Raw genomic sequence first — 16893 nt, forward strand, 5'->3', positions numbered from 1 at the left:
GGCACCGAGTGGTTGGGCAAGGACCTTTTGGTTGCTTGAGGTGCGTTTTGGTCATGCCCCCTGGAACAATCGCTCCATCTTGATGATCTCGATGGACACCGGGCTGTTGCCCCGGCTGAAGGTGCCCTCTCCGATCTTGCGAAAGCCGAACGCGGCATAGAATTTCTCGGCGGTGAGGGTCGCCTCCAGGTACCCCTTGGAATGGCCGGCAGCTTCGATCCGTTGCAATGCTTCGAGAAGCAATCGGGCACCAATCCCCTGCCCGGCGGCGTCACCCCGGACAAACAGTTTGCTGACTTCATGGCCGTCGATTTCCACGAAGCCCTGAAGCGTATCAGTGCAAGCCAGCCAGAAGTTTCCGGCGACGATCGCCTCGCGGTAGGTCTCGGGCGAGCGGCCGTCGAGCCACATGCTGATCTGGTCCGGGACGTAATCGGCGTTGCAGAGGTTTTCGACGGAGTTCTTATGCACCTGGAAAATGCCCTCGGCGTCTTCCAGGCGGGCGGCGCGGATCTGCAGATTGTTCATTCCTTTGAGGTCCTGATTCGGGTCAATGATCCCGGCATTTATAGCTGACCTACTTCATGCCAGCCACTCAAAACGGCCCGTCTTGTGCGTTGACCATCGTCATTACACACCATATAGTGTGCCCACAAACACAGACAACCACTACATAGTGTGCGGCGACGCTGAATACCGACCACACTATGCGCAGTATTTCAATGCCTTGAAGCCTGCAAAACGCACATTTTTGAACACGCTGGGTGAATCGAAGCCCACGCCGTCAAACGGACCAGGAAGGAGCAATTCAATGCTGAGTTGGGATGAAGCAGATCAACCAGACACCGGTGACGTAGTCATCCGAGGCGCCAACGCCGGCCACGCCACCGAAGCCAACATGGACCGCCTCGACGGCGCCGGCGCTGCCGCCGCCCTTGAAGCCCGCAACGTGACCGCCAGCGACTCCGCCGCGATCATCCGCGCCAAGGCCGCCCTCGACAAACTCGACGTCGCCGAAGGCCTCGCCGAGCTGGAAGGTTCCGCTGCCCGCGTCGCCGTAGACGAAAAGCGCATGATCAACTGCCGCGCCGACCTCAACCAACTCGTCCCTTTCAAATACGACTGGGCCTGGCAGAAATACCTCGACGGCTGCGCCAACCACTGGATGCCGCAAGAGGTCAACATGACCGCCGACATCTCCCTGTGGAAAAACCCCGAAGGCCTGACCGACGACGAACGCCGCATCGTGATGCGCAACCTCGGTTTCTTCTCCACTGCAGATTCGTTGGTCGCGAACAACCTGGTACTGGCCGTGTACCGCCTGATCACCAACCCGGAGTGCCGCCAGTACATCCTGCGCCAGGCCTTCGAAGAAGCGATCCACACCCACGCCTACCAGTACTGCATCGAATCGCTGGCCATGGATGAAGGCGAGATCTTCAACATGTACCACGAGATTCCATCGGTCGCCAAAAAGGCTGCCTGGGGCTTGAAGTACACCCGTTCGATCTCCGATCCGAAGTTCGAAACCGGCACCATCGAGACCGACAAAGAGCTGCTGCGTAACCTGGTCGCGTACTACTGCGTACTGGAAGGCATCTTCTTCTACTGCGGCTTCACCCAGATCCTGTCCATGGGCCGTCGCAACAAAATGACCGGCGTGGCCGAGCAGTTCCAGTACATCCTGCGGGATGAGTCGATGCACCTGAACTTCGGTATCGATGTGATCAACCAGATCAAAATCGAAAACCCGCATTTGTGGGATGCCGAGATGAAGGAAGAAGCAACCCAGATGATCCTGCAAGGGACTCAGCTGGAGATCGAATACGCGCGTGACACCATGCCACGTGGGGTGTTGGGGATGAATGCGGCGATGATGGAGGACTACCTCAAGTTCATCGCGAACCGTCGTCTGTCGCAGATTGGGTTGAAGGAAGAGTATCCAGGGACGACGAATCCGTTCCCTTGGATGAGCGAGATCATGGACTTGAAGAAAGAGAAGAATTTCTTTGAGACCCGTGTGATCGAGTACCAGACCGGCGGCGCGCTGAGCTGGGACTGATTAGCGACGCCAATTAAAAATGTGGGAGCGGGCTTGCTCGCGAATGCGGTGGATCAGCCTAGATATCTGGCGACTGACACACCGCCTTCGCGAGCAAGCCCGCTCCCACATTGGTTATCGGTGCTCCATAAATTTTGTATACGTACCTTTATGCCCAATCAAACCATCAAGACACCCTGCGTCGGCCTGTGCTCCACCGTTTACGGGGACCTGGTATGCCGGGGCTGCAAGCGTTATCACCATGAGGTGATTCAGTGGAACGGCTACAACGCCGAGGAGAAACAAGCGGTGTGGCTGCGCCTGGAACAACTGCTGGTGCAGGTGATGACCAGCAAGCTGCAGGTGCTGGACCCGCAGCGCCTGCGCCAGCAACTGGAAGACCGCAAGATTCGGTTTGTGCCCCACCAGTCGCCGTATTGCTGGGCGTACCAGTTGATTGCCCGGGGCGCGCGGGTGATTTCGAAGCTGGATGCGTATGGGTTGGCGCTGTTGCCGGAGTTTCGCGAGCGAAGTCTGGCGGATTTGCGGGATGCGATTGATCGGGAGTTTTTTCTGTTGTCCGAGGCGCATTACGAGCGGTATATCGCGCCGGGGTTTCTGCGCGAATCGTTTGGGGCGCCGTTGATAGCCACGCTCTAAGCCACATCACAAAAAATGTGGGAGCTGGCTTGCCTGCGATGCCGGTGTATCAGTCACCAAAGATACAAGCTGACCCGCCGCTATCGCAGGCAAGCCAGCTCCCACCTTTGATCTTCTTCGCTTAGGAGGCCCACGACGGCGCGCGATCGGTCTGCAATGCGTACCGCTCAATCGCCTGCCGACACACGCCCCGCTCCAGACTCCCCTGCTCCACCAACGCTGTCAGCGCCGCCAGCACGATGTGATACCGGTCCACCTCAAAGAAATCCCGCAACGCCGCCCGGGTATCGCTTCGACCAAAACCATCCGTCCCCTGCACGGTGTACGCCGAGTCCACGTACGACCCAATCATCTGCGGCACCGCCCGCACATAGTCAGACACCGCCACCACCGGCGCGCCCTTGGGCAAACACTCCGCCAGGTGGCTGCGCCGCGCCGGCTGTTGCGGATGCAGGCGATTCCAGCGTTCCACTTCCCGCGCCTCCCGGGCCAGTTCGCTGAAGCTGGTAACACTGAACACTTCAGCGTCAATCTGCCAATCGTCCGCCAGCAACTGCGCGGCTGCCTGCGCTTCACGCACCAGCGTGCCCGAGCCGAGCAAGCGAACCTTGCCATCGGGCTGACCACTGAGCCGGTACATGCCTTTGATGATCGCCGCTTCGACGCCTTCAGGCAGGCTCGGCTGCGGGTAGTTTTCGTTCATCAGGGTCACGTAGTAGAACTCGTCCACATCGTGCTCCAGCATCTGGCGCATGCCGTGGTCGAGGATCACCGCAAACTCGCTGGCAAACGCCGGGTCGTAGGCCCGGCAATTGGGCACGGTGGCGGCGGTCAGGTGGCTGCTGCCGTCCTGGTGCTGCAAGCCTTCGCCACCCAGGGTGGTGCGCCCGGCAGTGGCCCCCAGCAGGAAGCCACGGGCACGCTGGTCGGCCGCCGCCCAGATCAGGTCGCCGACGCGCTGGAAACCGAACATCGAGTAGTAGATGTAAAACGGCAGCATCCGCAGGCCATGCACCGAATAACTGGTGGCCGCCGCGACCCAGGAGCTGATGGCGCTGGCTTCGCTGATGCCTTCTTCGAGGATCTGCCCGTCGGTGGCTTCGCGGTAGCTGAGGATCGAGCCAATGTCTTCCGGCTCGTAGCGCTGGCCGACACTGGAATAGATGCCGATCTGCTTGAACAGGTTGGCCATGCCGAAGGTGCGCGCTTCATCCGCGACGATGGGCACGATGCGCGGGCCGAGGGCCTTGTCCTTGAGCAGGTTGGTAAGCATGCGCACAAAGGCCATGGTGGTGGACATTTCCTTGCCGTCCGCCTGGGTGGCAAACGCACCGTAGCCCGACACCGGCGGGACGTTCACCGCAGGCGCCTGCTGGCCACGGCTCGGCACATACCCGCCGAGGGTGGCACGGCGCTTGTGCAGGTAGCGCATCTCGAGGCTGTCTTCAGCCGGTTTGTAGAAGCTCAGGGATTCGGTCTGCTCATCCGACAGCGGCAACTGGAAGCGATTGCGGAAGGCGATCAACGCCTCGCGGTCGAGCTTCTTCTGCTGGTGAGTGGTCATCTTGCCCTGCCCGGCCTCGCCCATGCCGAAGCCCTTTTTGGTCTGGGCCAGGATGACCGTGGGCTTGCCCGTGACCTGGCGTGCAGCGTGATAGGCGGCGTGAATCTTGACCATGTCATGGCCGCCACGCTTGAGGCGGTCGATCTGCTCATCGCTCATGCCCTCGACCAGTTTGGACAGCGCCTCGCTTTGGCCGAAGAAATGTTCGCGGTTATAGGCGCCGTCCTTGGCGGCGAAGGTCTGGAACTGTCCGTCCACGGTCTGCGACAACGTGCGTACCAGCGAGCCGTCGGCGTCCTTGGCCAGCAAGGCATCCCAGTCCGACCCCCAAACCAGTTTGATCACGTTCCAGCCAGCACCGGCGAACAGGGCTTCCAACTCGTCGATAATTCGCCCGTTGCCACGTACCGGGCCGTCGAGGCGTTGCAGGTTGCAGTTGACCACCCAGGTCAGGTTATCCAGGCCCTCGCGGGCAGCCAGGGTCAGGGCCGACATGCTTTCCGGCTCGTCCATCTCGCCATCGCCGAACACGCCCCATACGTGGCGGTCGGTGGTGTCCTGCAAGCCGCGATGCTGCAGGTAGCGCATAAACCGCGCCTGGAAAATCGAGCTGATGGGGCCAATGCCCATGGAACCGGTGGGAAATTGCCAGAAGTCCGGCATCAACCACGGATGGGGATAGCTGGACAGGCCACGGGCGCCGACCTTGCCGGCGCCGATTTCCTGGCGATAGTGGGCCAGGTCAGCCTCGCTCAGGCGCCCTTCAAGGAAGGCGCGGGCATAGATGCCGGGGGCGGAATGCGGCTGGTAGAACACCAGGTCACCACCAAAACCGGCGTTTCGGGCACGGAAGAAGTGGTTGAAGCCGACTTCAAACAGGTCAGCCGCGCTGGCGTAGCTGGCGATATGCCCACCCAGTTCGCCATAGGCCTGGTTGGCACGCACCACCATGGCCAGGGCGTTCCAGCGCACCACCGAGGCCAGGCGCTCTTCGGTGGCCAGGTCGCCGGGGAACGGCGGTTGCTGCTCCACGGCGATGCTATTGATATAAGGCGTGCCATGCCGGGGTTTCCAGCCGATGTGCGGTGCGCCGCCGGCCTCCGCCAGCATGTCGAGGATCTCCCGCGCCCGCGCCGGCCCGGCGTTGGCCACCAGGGAGGCCAGGGCATCGCGCCATTCGGCCAGTTCTTCCTGGTCCATCGCTGTCTGACTCACTGCGTTCGCGAAACCATTCATGGGCACCTCCGGGCTTTTTTTCCAGTTTATGTCGGTGCTAGGGGATTTTTTGACTGTTATACGCAGCCTCTCATAGTCTTTTGAGCACAAATCACTGCCAATCGACCAATTCAAAGCACGTTGTGCTCAAGCCCCGAAAACCCCGCAATTGTGTTTAAAATGCCGCCCGCTCAATGACCGACGCTGCCCGATGAACCCAGACGCACTTGCCACGCTGCACACCCACTTGCTGACCGCCCTGCAAACCGTCCCCGCCGAGACCCGGCGCCTGTTTCACGGGCGTGGCCGCTGCTGGCCGGGCCTGGAGCAACTGACGGTGGATTGGCTGCAAGGTGTGGTGCTGGTCTCGCTGTTCAAAGAGCCCGGGGCCGCCGAGCTTGAGGCCTTGAAGCAGATGCTGACGCAGATCGACTGGTCGGCCTACGGCGTTCACACCGTGGCGCTGCAACACCGTTACCTGCCGCAAAGCACCACCGAGTGGCTGCTGGGCGAGGCCGTTGACGAACTGACCATCACCGAAGGCGGCCTGCGTTACCTGATCGATTTGGGCAAAAAGCAGAACAGCGGGCTGTTCCTCGACATGCGTTACGGCCGCAACTGGGTGCGCGAACAGGCTCAAGGCCTGCGGGTGCTGAACCTGTTTGCCTACACCTGCGGGTTTTCCGTGGCCGCCATCGAAGGCGGCGCCAAGCATGTGGTGAACCTGGACATGGCCCGTGGCGCCTTGAGCCGCGGTCGCGACAACCACCGCCTCAACGGTCATGACCTGAGCAAAGTGACCTTCCTCGGCCACGACCTGTTCAAGTCCTGGGCCAAGGTCACTCACAGCGGCCCGTATGACCTGGTGATCATCGACCCGCCCTCCTTCCAGAAAGGCAGCTTTCTGCTGACCAAGGACTACCAGCGGGTGCTGCGCCGCCTGCCGGATTTGCTCACGGCCCAGGGCACGGTGCTGGCGTGCATGAATGATCCGGCGTTCGGCGAAGACTTCCTGATCGACGGCGTAACCCGCGAAGCACCGGGGCTGCGCTTTGACCAGCGGCTGGAAAACCCACCGGAATTTCCCGATATTGATCCACAAAGCGGGCTAAAGGCGCTGGTGTTCCGACAAGTCTGATGCCGAAAAGTCCTACGCTTGCTACGCTTACCATTACGCCGGGTGGTGAACCTTATCCCACCCTTCCCGGTCGATACCTGCACACTCTGGCCAGATTCGATGGCGTCACGCCCGTCGGCTGCCCTGTTTCACCTTTTTGGAGAACGCCCCTGTGATATCGACTCTGCATGTAGCCCGTCTCAAGGCCTGGGGCGCCCATGGTTTTACCGCCACCGGCGTGGTCCTGGCTTTCCTGGCAACGTTGGCGCTGCTCGACAACCAGCCCAAGGCCTGCCTGTTATGGCTGGGCCTGGCCTTGATCGTCGATGGGGTGGACGGCTCCCTCGCGCGACGGGTGAACGTGCAGACGGTGCTGCCAAGCTTCGATGGCTCGGTATTGGACCTGGTGATTGATTACCTGACGTACGTGTTTATTCCGGCGCTGTTTATCTATCGCTATATCGCCCTGCCGGACTTCACCCCGTTGTTTACGGTGTCGGTGATTCTGGTGTCGTCGCTGTTCTGCTTCTGCAACGTCAACATGAAGAGCAAGGACAATTACTTCCAGGGTTTCCCTGCGGCCTGGAACGTGGTCGCGCTGTGCGTCTACATCATCCAGCCAGATGCCTGGATCACCTTGCTCACCGTGATCGTCCTGGCGCTGTTGACCGTAACGCCGATGAAGTTCCTGCACCCGTTCCGGGTCAAACGCTTCATGCCGCTCAATATCGCAGTGACCACCATCTGGTTGCTGTGCAGCCTGCTGCTGGTGATCGACTTCCCGTACACCAATGGGCTGACCATGGGCCTGTGGTTGCTGATGTCGGCGTACTTCCTGGGGATCTGCTTCTGGCGCACCGCACTGGAGTGGGTCGAAACACATAAATAGCCAGGCGGGCACGGTTGAAATGTTGGAGCGGGCTTGCTCGCGAATGCGCAGTGTCAGTCACCGGATAGAGTGGCTGATCCACCGCATTCGCGAGCAAGCCCGCTCCCACATTTGGATCGCCTCGCCCCAGGGTTATGGGTAAGATACCGGCCTTTCGCGCAGCCCTTGCTGCGCCTTGCCGAATAAGTCTTGCCCATGCCCTTCGAACTCAGCGTTGACCTCACCACCCTGGCGATCCTCGCCGTGGTCGCCTTTATCGCCGGTTTCATCGACGCCATCGCCGGCGGTGGCGGCCTGCTCACCACGCCTGCCCTGCTGACCGCCGGCATGCCGCCCCACCTGGTGCTGGGCACCAACAAACTCAGCTCCACCTTCGGCTCGGCCACCGCCAGCTTTACCTTCTACCGGCGCAAGCTGTTTCATCCGCGCCAGTGGGTGCATGCCATCGTCGGCACCCTGGTCGGTGCACTCACCGGCGCCGTCGTCGCCCATTACCTGCCCGCCGAAACCCTGAACAAGATGCTCCCGGTGATTGTGTTCGGCTGCGGTTTGTATTTGCTGTTCGGCGGCACGCCCAAGGCGGCGCTGGATAACGACGCGCCGATCAAAAAGAAATGGCAATCCACCCAGGGCTTCGGCCTGGGTTTCTACGACGGCGTGGCCGGCCCCGGCACCGGGGCCTTCTGGACGGTGAGCACCATGCTGTTGCACCCCATCGACCTGGTAAAAGCCAGCGGCGTGGCACGCAGCATGAACTTCGTCAGCAACGCGGCGGCGCTGACGGTGTTCATTTTCAATGGTTCGGTAGACTGGATTGTCGGCCTGTGCATGGGCGTGTCGGTGATGTGCGGCGCGTTCTTTGGCGCACGCAGCGCAATCAGCGGCGGCGCCAAGTTCATTCGCCCGGTGTTCATCACCGTAGTGCTCGGGCTGACGGTGCGCCTAGCCTGGCAGCACTGGTTCAGCGTGGCCTAAGCGACGGGCCAGGTAGAGATCGATCAGGTAGCGCGCAATCGAGCGGGACGCCGGCAACGGCGGCAGTTCATGGATGTTGAACCACTGCGCGTCTTCGATCTCGTCGGCCTGGGGCACGATGTCGCCGCCGGCGTACTCGGCGTGAAAGCCCAGCATCATCGAGTGCGGGAACGGCCAGCACTGGCTGCCCATGTACTGAATGTTCCTGACCTCCACCTGCACTTCTTCACGCACTTCGCGAATCAGGCAGTCCTCGGCCGACTCACCCGGCTCGGCAAACCCCGCCAGGGTGCTGTAGACACCCGTGACAAAGCGCGGCGAACGGGCCAGCAGGATCTCGTCGCCACGGGTCACCAGCACGATCATGCTCGGCGAGATACGCGGGTAGCTGCGCAGGTCACAGGCCTGGCAGAACATCGCCCGCTCCCGTGGCACCTGCACCATCGCCTGGCCGCAACTGCCGCAGAAACGGTGTTCCCGGGCCCAGGTGCCGATTTGCGCAGCGTAGCCGAGGACTTTGTACAGCGTGTGGTCGCCTTGCAGCATGAACGCCCGCAGGCCCTGCCAGCCGCAACCCGGTACATCGGCTGGGCTATTGAGCTCCAGCAGGTACACCGGCTCGCCATCCAGATGGCCGATGCCATGCTCGGCAAACACCGACAGGTCCTGGCGCTTGAGCCATTCCCGGGGAAACAGCGGGCCGTTCTGGTCGTGTAAAAAGCCTTCGCGGCTGCGGGCCACGGCCCAGCCGCCCGGGGCGTCGTTGTCCAGCAGCGTTGTGGTAATCCAGCCTGGGGTCATGTTCAGTCAATCCACGAAGTCGGGTTTCTGCTTGCTCATATGGGCCGCGATGGCCACGCGCAGGTCGTTGGATTGCAACATAGCTGAGTTCCAGGTGGCAACGTATTCCAGGCCGTCATTGATCGTGTGGTCACGCATGTAGCTGATCATCGCCTTGGTGCCGGTGACCGCGATCGGGGATTTGGCAGCAATTTCCCGGGCGATTTCCATAACACCCGCCAACAGGCTCTCGTGATCGCTGTACACGCGATTCACCAGGCCAATGCTGCGCGCCTCTTCCGCACCGAACTGGCGGCCGGTGTAGGCCAGCTCGCGCAGCATGCCGTCGCCGACGATGCGTGGCAGGCGTTGCAGGGTGCCGACGTCGGCGGCCATGCCGATATCGATTTCCTTGATGGAGAATTGCGCGTCTTCGGCGGCGTAGCGCATGTCACAGGCGCTGATCAGGTCGATGGCGCCGCCGATGCAGTAGCCGTGGATCGCCGCGAGTACCGGCTTGCGGCAGTTGTCGACCGCATTGAAGGAAGCTTGCAGTTCGAGGATCTTGCGCCGCAACAGACGCGCGTTACGGCCTACGTCCTTGCCGAATTCATTGGCCACCGAAGCCAGCATCATCAGGTCGATGCCGGAGGAGAAATGCTTGCCGGCGCCACTGATGACCACGGCACGCACCGCATCGGTGTCTTCGACCCATTGGAAGATATCGATGATCTCGGTCCAGAACGCCGCATTCATGGCGTTGATTTTTTCCGGGCGGTTGAGCTGCACATGGGCGACGTTGTCGCTGAGTTCGACGACAAAGGCTTGGTATTCGGACATGGCAGTGATCCTTGACTGGCGGCTGGAATAGGGGCCGAACTATATCAAGGGTGTGTGACGGCGGGTAAGGCTGTGCAAACGCCAAAAGCGGGACTGAAGAGCGATGAAGATCAAATGTGGGAGCGGGCTTGCTCGCGAATGCGGTGGATCAGTCATCTTATTCGGCGACTGACACACCGTATTCGCGAGCAAGCCCGCTCCCACAATGTTTTGCGGTGTTCCTTAGCTCGGCAGCCAGAGCCGGAACCGTGCGCCGCCCAACGGCGAACCCTGGGCCGTCAATGTTCCACCTTGGGCCTCCAGCGCCCGCCGGCTGATGGCCAATCCCAGGCCAAAACCGCCAGTGGCTCGATCCCGGCTGCGATCCAGCCGGTAGAACGGCTCGAAGATCCGCTCCCGCTGATCAACCGGAATACCAATCCCGTCATCATCTACCCAAATCTCACAACCCTTGGGACACACCTTCACCCCCACCTGAATCCGTCGCTCGCAATAGCGCATGGCGTTGCGCAGCAGGTTTTGCAGGGCCCGGGCGGTCAGGCGCGGGTCCAGGGTGAAGCGTTCCACCGCGCAATCCAGCACCACATCGATCACGATATCCGGGTTTTCCAGTTCATCGTCGACGCTGCCCAGGATGCTGTCGATGAACTCGTCAAGTACCACTTCCACCCGCTCGGGTGTATGGGCTGGGTTCTGCAGGCGGCTGTAGGACAGCAACTCCAGCACCAACTCGTCCAGCTCCCGAATATGCGCCACCAGGCCTTGCAGCCGCTCGCGGCTGGCGGCTGGCAGGTCGTCGGACAGCGCGAGCGCCAGGCCGAAGTCCAGGCGCGTCAGCGGTGTACGCAGTTCATGGGAGACGGCGTTGAGCAAATCACGCTGCTGATTGAGCAACTGTTCGATGTCGTTGGCCATGGTGTCGAACACCGCTGCCAGGCTGCCGATGTTGGAGCTGGGGGGGATTTTTGTGCGTGCCGCAAGGTTGCCCTGGCCCAGTTGCGCGGCCGTGCTTTTCAAGCGTTCCAGGTCGCGCCAGTGGGGCCGCAGCCAGAACAGCAGGCATCCCAGCAGCGCCGCGCCGATCAGCACGTTCATGCTCCAGTACAACAGGTTCATGTCCAGCGGGTCCGGCGGGACCGAGACCTTGACCACCAGTTGATCGTCCAGGGGCGAGCTGACGTCGTCCGCCCAGCCCCACTCGCCCAGGCGCACCACCATCTGGTCCTTTTCCAGCAGGCGCTGTTCTTCCGGGGTGTAGCTGGCGTCCTGGATGCGCAGCAGTTGCACCTTGAGCGGGGCAAAATCCGCCGACAGGCGCACGGTGACATTGGCCCACTGCTCCACCGGCACCCGCTGGTATTCCTTGACGATCAGGCTTTGCATCCCCCGGGACTGCTCGATGTTGTAGCTCATGTAACGGTGTTCAAACAGCTGGATCACCGCCCGGGGCACCAGGTAGATCGCGCCAGCGAAGGTAACGATGGTGATCAGGTACAGGCGAATCAGAACGCGAAACATGGCTCAGCATTCCCACTCGGAACGGCTGAAAAGGTAACCCTTGCCCCACACGGTCTTGATCTTGCGCGCCTCGCCCGCGTGGTCGTCGAACTTGCGCCGCAGCTTGGAGATCGCCACGTCCACCGAGCGGTCGGTGCCGTTGAATTCGATACCGCGCAAACGTTGCAGGATCTGGTCGCGGCTGAGCACTTCGCCGGCGTGCCGGGCCAGCACCACCAGCAGGTTGTATTCACCGCTGGACAGCTCAACCGGCTGGTCGCGCCAGGTCACGGTGCGCTCCGACAGGTCGATGCACAGGTTGCCCATCAGGATCTGGTCGTTGGCCATCTGGGGTTCGGTGAGGCTGCTGCGGCGCAGCAAGGTCCGTACACGAGCCAGCAATACCCGCGGCTCGCAGGGTTTGGTGACGTAGTCGTCGGCGCCCATTTCCAGGCCCAGCACCTGGTCGTGGCTGTCGTCCCGGGCGGTGAGCATCAGGATCGGCAGCGTGGCCGAGTCGGCCCGCAGCAACCGGCAGACTTGCAGGCCGTCGAGGCCCGGCAGCATCAGGTCGAGGATCACCAGATCCGGTGGATTGAGCCGCGCGCGCTCACGCACATGGTCGCCACGGCTGAGCACGCTGACGTGATAGCCGTTGCGTTCCAGATAACTGGCGATTAATTCGGAGAGCGCGGCGTCGTCTTCCACCAGAAGAATGTTGGGCATGGTATTTCCAAATAATACAATTTCTGAGTAGTACGCAAATCCAATGTGGGAGCGGGCTTGCTCGCGAAAGCGGTGTGTCAGGCGCCGTATGCGTTAACTGAAACAGCGCTTTCGCGAGCAAGCCCGCTCCCACATTTGATCTTCGGTATCAGGAAGATCGTGTAAGGTTCGGCGGTTATGAAGGATATACGCCCGCGTGCATCTGTGGGCTGCACCTTACATTTCTTCACACACCACCTACAGAGCTTCACAGCACTGTGGCGGGGGCGACCGTAGGATGCGCCAGTCAATATTGGGATATGAGCATGTCGAAGAATCTGTTTGCGCCGTTTTGCCTGTTGGCCCTGACACTGGCGTTGAGCGCGTGTGGCCAGTCGGCGGACGACGCCGCCGAAGCACCGTTGGCCAAGGTGCGGATCGAAACCCTTGAAGCCAAGCCCCTGTCCATCACCAGCGAACTGAGCGGGCGCATTGCCGCGCCGCGCATTGCCGAGGTGCGTGCCCGGGTGGCCGGCGTGGTGTTGCAGCGGGTGTTCAAGGAAGGTCACGACGTGAAACAGGGCGATGTGCTGTTCCGGATTGACCCGGCGCCGTTCAAGGCCGACCTCGACAGCGCCCAGGCCAGCCTGCGCAAGGCCGAGGCCAATGCGTTCCAGGCGCGCCTGCAAGAGCAGCGCTATAGCCAACTGGTGGAAGGCAACGCCATCAGCGGCCAGGAATACGACAACGCCCGCGCCGCCGCCCGGCAAACCGCGGCCGATGTGGCTGCCAACCAGGCCGCCGTACAGCGGGCCAAGTTGAACCTGGGCTATGCCACCGTCACTGCGCCGATTTCCGGGCGCATTGGCCGCGCGCTGGTGACCGAAGGCGCCCTGGTGGGCCAGAACGAAGCCACGCCGATGGCGCTGATCCAGCAACTGGACCCGATCCACGCCGACCTGACCCAATCCACCCGCGAGCTGAATGACCTGCGCCGAGCCTTCCGCGCCGGGCACTTGAAGCAAGTCGGTCAGGACCAGGCCAAGGCCACGCTGATCCAGGATGACGGCAGCCTGTATCCGCTGCCGGGCAAGTTGCTGTTCGCCGAAATCAGCGTCGACCCGGGCACCGGGCAGATCATCTTGCGCAGCGAATTCCCCAACCCGGACCTCGACCTGCTGCCCGGCAGCTTTATCCGCGTACGCCTGGAGCAAGCCGTCGACCAGCAAGGCATCAGCGTGCCGCAACGGGCGATCACCCGCGACAGCGCCGGGATTCCGATGGTGCTGCTGCTGGACGCCGAGCAAAACGTGAGCCAGCAACCGGTGGAATTGGGCTCGGTGGTCAATGACCGCTGGGTGGTCACCAGCGGCCTGAAGGCCGGTGACCGTATCGTCGTTGAAGGCCTGCAACACGCCCGCCCTGGCGAGAAAGTCCAGGTCGACGACAGCCCCGCGCCAATCGCCCAGGCATCCGGCCAGTAAGAAAGGGATAGTTCACAATGCCGCAGTTCTTTATTGACCGCCCGATCTTCGCCTGGGTGGTCGCTCTGTTTATCCTGCTGGCCGGCGCCCTCGCCATCCCGCAGTTACCGGTGGCGCAGTACCCCAACGTCGCCCCGCCGAAAGTCGAAATCTACGCGGTGTACCCGGGTGCCTCCGCGCAAACCCTGGACGAAAGCGTGGTCAGCCTGATCGAGCAGGAGCTTAACGGCGCCGATCACCTGCTGTATTTCGAATCCCAGAGCAGCCTCGGTTCGGCCACCATCACCGCGACCTTCCAGCCGGGCACCGACCCGGAGATGGCCCAGGTTGACGTGCAAAACCGCCTCAAGGCCGTGGAGCCGCGCCTGCCCCAAGCCGTGACGCAGCAAGGCTTGCAGGTAGAGAAAGTTTCCGCCGGCTTCCTGCTGCTGGTGACCCTCACCTCCAGCGACGGCAAGCTCGATGACGTAGCGCTCAGCGATTACCTGGCGCGCAACGTGATGAACGAACTCAAACGCCTGGACGGTGTGGGCAAGGCCCAGCTGTATGGCGCCGAGCGCGCAATGCGGATCTGGATCGACCCGCAGAAACTGATCGGTTTCAACCTGACCCCGGCGGACGTCAACGCCGCCATCGCGGCGCAGAACGCCCAGGTATCAGCGGGCAGCATCGGTGATTTGCCGGGTACCAAGACCCAGGAAGTCACTGCTTCGATCCTGGTGAAAGGCCAGCTGTCGACCCCGGCCGAATTTGCCGACATCGTGCTCAAGGCCAATCCGGACGGTTCCACCGTGCGCGTCGGTGACGTGGCGCGGGTGGAAATCGGCAGCCAGGAATACCAGTTCTCCACCCGCCTGAACGGCAAGCCGTCCACTGCGGTCAGCGTACAGCTGTCGCCGGGCGCCAACGCCTTGAGCACCGCGACCCTGGTGCGGGCGAAGATGGACGAACTGGCGCGCTACTTCCCGGCCAACGTCGAGTACAAGATCCCGTATGACACTTCGCCGTTCGTGAAGGTCTCGATCACCAAGGTGGTGTACACCCTGGGCGAGGCGATGTTGCTGGTGTTTGCGGTGATGTTCCTGTTCCTGCAAAACATCCGCTATACGCTGATCCCGACGCTGGTGGTGCCGATCGCCTTGATGGGCACTTTCGCCACCATGCTGTTGCTGGGTTTCTCGATCAACGTGCTGACCATGTTTGGCATGGTCTTGGCCATCGGCATCCTGGTGGACGATGCGATTGTGGTGGTGGAGAACGTCGAGCGGATCATGGTCACCGAGGGCCTGTCGCCCAAGGAAGCCACGCGCAAGGCCATGGGCCAGATCACCGGGGCCATTGTCGGTATTACGCTGGTGCTGGTGGCGGTGTTCCTGCCGATGGCGTTCATGCCGGGTTCGGTGGGCGTGATCTATCAGCAGTTCTCGTTGTCGATGGCCACCTCGATCCTGTTCTCGGCATTCCTCGCCCTGACCTTGACCCCGGCCCTGTGCGCCACCTTGCTCAAGCCGATTGCCAAGGGCGAGCACCATGAGAAAGGCGGCTTTTTCGGCTGGTTCAACCGGCGCTTCGAACAGTTCACCGACCGCTATGAAGGCTGGGTGGCCTATGCCCTCAAGCGCAGCGGGCGTTACCTGCTGATCTATCTGGTGTTGGTGGTGGGCCTGGGGGTGTTGTTCAGCCGCCTGCCCTCCTCGTTCCTCCCAGTGGAAGACCAGGGCTACACCATCACCGATATCCAGCTGCCGCCAGGTGCGAGCAAGAACCGCACGGTGCAGGTGGCCGAGCAGATCGAGGCGCATAACGCCGGCGAGCCGGGTGTGGGCGATACCACGATGATCATGGGCTTCAGCTTCTCCGGCTCGGGGCAGAACGCAGCGCTGGCATTTACCACGCTCAAGGATTGGTCGGAACGCAGCAGCAAGGATTCCGCCGCGGCCATTGCAGACCGTGCCAACGCGGCCTTTACCGAGCTGAAGGACGCGATTGCCTATGCGATTTTGCCGCCGCCGGTGGATGGCCTGGGCACCTCGAGTGGTTTCGAGTTCCGCCTGCAGGACCGTGGCGGCGTCGGCCATGCCGCGTTGATGGAGGCCCGCACCGAACTGCTGGCCGCTGCCGAGAAAAGCCCGATCCTGGCCAATGTGCGTGAAAGCGCCCTGGCCGAGGCACCTCAGGTACAGCTGGAAGTTGACCGCAAGCAAGCCAACGCCCTGGGCATTTCCTTTGCCGACATCGGCAATGTGCTGTCGTCGGCCATCGGCTCGGCGTATATCAACGACTTCCCCAACCAGGGCCGCATGCAGCGGGTGGTGGTGCAAGCCGAAGGTGATCAGCGCAGCCAGGTGGCCGACCTGATGAAGATCCATGTGCGCAACAACGCCGGGAAGATGGTGCCGCTGTCGGCCTTCGTCGAAGCGCGCTGGATCCAGGGCCCGGCCCAGTTGACCCGTTACAACGGTTACCCGGCCATCGCAATTTCCGGTGAATCGGCGCCAGGCCACAGTACCGGCGAGGCGATGGAAGAGATCCAGCGCCTGGTCAGCCAACTGCCCGCCGGCCTGGGCCAGGAATGGACCGGCCTGTCGTTGCAGGAGCGCTTGTCCGGTTCCCAGGCACCGCTGCTGCTCGGCTTGTCGCTGCTGATCGTGTTCCTGTGCCTGGCGGCGTTGTATGAGAGCTGGTCGATTCCGACCTCGGTGCTGCTGGTGGTGCCGCTCGGCGTGCTCGGCGCGGTATTGGCCGTGAGCTTGCGCGGGATGCCCAACGATGTGTTCTTCAAAGTGGGTCTGATTACCATCATTGGCCTGTCGGCGAAAAACGCGATTCTGATCATCGAGTTCGCCAAGGATTTGTATGACCAGGGCGAAGACCTGATCGATGCCACGCTCAAGGCTGCACGCCTGCGTCTGCGGCCGATCATCATGACGTCCCTGGCGTTCATCCTCGGCGTGGTGCCGTTGGCGATCGCCACCGGCGCCAGCTCGGCGAGCCAGCAGGCCATCGGCACCGGGGTGATCGGCGGGATGATTACCGCGACGCTGGCGGTGGTGTTTGTGCCGGTGTTCTTCGTGGTGGTGATGAAGCTGGTGAAAAAGCGCCACAAAGACAGCTGAACAAAGGACT

Annotated in this window: 13 protein-coding genes; 7 read left to right on the forward strand and 6 right to left on the reverse strand. The window is 61.9% G+C overall.

Going from position 1 to position 16893, the window contains the following annotated elements:
- Positions 1-51: 51 nt before the first annotated feature.
- Entirely contained in the window at positions 52-528 is a 477-nt protein-coding gene (locus HBJ59_RS21940) for a GNAT family N-acetyltransferase (RefSeq protein WP_167664743.1), read from the reverse strand.
- A 283-nt stretch (positions 529-811) separates the two neighbouring features.
- Here HBJ59_RS21940 and HBJ59_RS21945 point away from each other — a divergent pair, with 283 nt between their 5' ends.
- Both HBJ59_RS21945 and HBJ59_RS21950 read left to right on the forward strand, forming a co-directional pair.
- Complete coding sequence (locus tag HBJ59_RS21945; RefSeq protein WP_167664744.1) at positions 812-2062, forward strand: ribonucleotide-diphosphate reductase subunit beta; 1251 nt, start codon at positions 812-814, stop codon at positions 2060-2062.
- Positions 2063-2212: 150 nt separating this feature from the next.
- The gene (locus tag HBJ59_RS21950) at positions 2213-2701 is read left to right on the forward strand and encodes a DUF1289 domain-containing protein (RefSeq protein ID WP_063029570.1); all 489 of its coding nucleotides are present in this window, start codon (positions 2213-2215) and stop codon (positions 2699-2701) included.
- Positions 2702-2822: 121 nt separating this feature from the next.
- Here the strand turns inward: HBJ59_RS21950 and mdeB are convergent, their stop codons facing one another.
- On the reverse strand, positions 2823-5501 hold the full coding sequence (gene mdeB / locus HBJ59_RS21955) for an alpha-ketoglutarate dehydrogenase (RefSeq protein WP_167664745.1): 2679 nt from the start codon (positions 5499-5501) through the stop codon (positions 2823-2825).
- Positions 5502-5691: 190 nt separating this feature from the next.
- Between mdeB and HBJ59_RS21960 the strand changes: the two genes are divergently transcribed.
- The 3 genes from HBJ59_RS21960 to HBJ59_RS21970 all read left to right on the forward strand — a co-directional run bounded on the left by HBJ59_RS21960 (position 5692) and on the right by HBJ59_RS21970 (position 8461).
- A complete protein-coding gene (locus HBJ59_RS21960) occupies positions 5692-6618 on the forward strand; it encodes a class I SAM-dependent methyltransferase (RefSeq protein ID WP_167664746.1) in 927 nt (308 codons plus the stop codon).
- A 151-nt stretch (positions 6619-6769) separates the two neighbouring features.
- Positions 6770-7486, forward strand: coding sequence for a phosphatidylcholine synthase (gene pcsA, locus HBJ59_RS21965; protein WP_076016540.1), 717 nt, complete (start codon positions 6770-6772; stop codon positions 7484-7486).
- 195 nt (positions 7487-7681) lie between these two features.
- Entirely contained in the window at positions 7682-8461 is a 780-nt protein-coding gene (locus HBJ59_RS21970; protein WP_063029562.1) for a TSUP family transporter, read from the forward strand.
- On the opposite strand, the gene nudC is transcribed toward HBJ59_RS21970, so the two are convergent.
- The 4 genes from nudC to HBJ59_RS21990 form a co-directional block, all read right to left on the reverse strand.
- On the reverse strand, positions 8429-9262 hold the full coding sequence (nudC, locus tag HBJ59_RS21975; protein ID WP_063029560.1) for an NAD(+) diphosphatase: 834 nt from the start codon (positions 9260-9262) through the stop codon (positions 8429-8431). The genes HBJ59_RS21970 and nudC overlap by 33 nt on opposite strands.
- Before the next feature lie 6 nt (positions 9263-9268).
- Positions 9269-10081, reverse strand: a complete 813-nt coding sequence (locus tag HBJ59_RS21980; RefSeq protein ID WP_167664747.1) for a crotonase/enoyl-CoA hydratase family protein — start codon at positions 10079-10081, stop codon at positions 9269-9271.
- A gap of 222 nt (positions 10082-10303) precedes the next feature.
- A complete protein-coding gene (locus HBJ59_RS21985; RefSeq protein WP_167664748.1) occupies positions 10304-11599 on the reverse strand; it encodes an ATP-binding protein in 1296 nt (431 codons plus the stop codon).
- Positions 11600-11602: 3 nt separating this feature from the next.
- The gene (locus HBJ59_RS21990) at positions 11603-12304 is read right to left on the reverse strand and encodes a response regulator transcription factor (RefSeq protein ID WP_167664749.1); all 702 of its coding nucleotides are present in this window, start codon (positions 12302-12304) and stop codon (positions 11603-11605) included.
- Positions 12305-12609: 305 nt separating this feature from the next.
- Between HBJ59_RS21990 and HBJ59_RS21995 the strand changes: the two genes are divergently transcribed.
- Both HBJ59_RS21995 and HBJ59_RS22000 read left to right on the forward strand, forming a co-directional pair.
- Positions 12610-13767 carry an efflux RND transporter periplasmic adaptor subunit gene (locus HBJ59_RS21995; RefSeq protein WP_167664750.1) on the forward strand — a complete coding sequence of 386 codons (1158 nt, stop codon included), beginning with the start codon at positions 12610-12612 and terminating at the stop codon, positions 13765-13767.
- A 17-nt stretch (positions 13768-13784) separates the two neighbouring features.
- Positions 13785-16883 (forward strand): efflux RND transporter permease subunit, encoded by a 3099-nt coding sequence (locus tag HBJ59_RS22000; RefSeq protein ID WP_167664751.1) that lies wholly within the window; start codon positions 13785-13787, stop codon positions 16881-16883.
- The last annotated feature ends 10 nt before the right edge of the window (positions 16884-16893 follow it).

The organism is Pseudomonas sp. AN3A02 (genome assembly GCF_011765255.1).
Taxonomy (GTDB): Bacteria; Pseudomonadota; Gammaproteobacteria; order Pseudomonadales; family Pseudomonadaceae; genus Aquipseudomonas.

Bases quoted from the DNA above. Each gene is read 5' to 3' on its own strand.
- HBJ59_RS21940 (WP_167664743.1), bottom strand. From the start codon at position 528: ATGAACAATCTGCAGATCCGCGCCGCCCGCCTGGAAGACGCCGAGGGC.
- HBJ59_RS21945 (WP_167664744.1), top strand. From the start codon at position 812: ATGCTGAGTTGGGATGAAGCAGATCAACCAGACACCGGTGACGTAGTC.
- HBJ59_RS21950 (WP_063029570.1), top strand. From the start codon at position 2,213: ATGCCCAATCAAACCATCAAGACACCCTGCGTCGGCCTGTGCTCCACC.
- mdeB (WP_167664745.1), bottom strand. From the start codon at position 5,501: ATGAATGGTTTCGCGAACGCAGTGAGTCAGACAGCGATGGACCAGGAA.
- HBJ59_RS21960 (WP_167664746.1), top strand. From the start codon at position 5,692: ATGAACCCAGACGCACTTGCCACGCTGCACACCCACTTGCTGACCGCC.
- HBJ59_RS21970 (WP_063029562.1), top strand. From the start codon at position 7,682: ATGCCCTTCGAACTCAGCGTTGACCTCACCACCCTGGCGATCCTCGCC.
- nudC (WP_063029560.1), bottom strand. From the start codon at position 9,262: ATGACCCCAGGCTGGATTACCACAACGCTGCTGGACAACGACGCCCCG.
- HBJ59_RS21980 (WP_167664747.1), bottom strand. From the start codon at position 10,081: ATGTCCGAATACCAAGCCTTTGTCGTCGAACTCAGCGACAACGTCGCC.
- HBJ59_RS21985 (WP_167664748.1), bottom strand. From the start codon at position 11,599: ATGTTTCGCGTTCTGATTCGCCTGTACCTGATCACCATCGTTACCTTC.
- HBJ59_RS21990 (WP_167664749.1), bottom strand. From the start codon at position 12,304: ATGCCCAACATTCTTCTGGTGGAAGACGACGCCGCGCTCTCCGAATTA.
- HBJ59_RS21995 (WP_167664750.1), top strand. From the start codon at position 12,610: ATGTCGAAGAATCTGTTTGCGCCGTTTTGCCTGTTGGCCCTGACACTG.
- HBJ59_RS22000 (WP_167664751.1), top strand. From the start codon at position 13,785: ATGCCGCAGTTCTTTATTGACCGCCCGATCTTCGCCTGGGTGGTCGCT.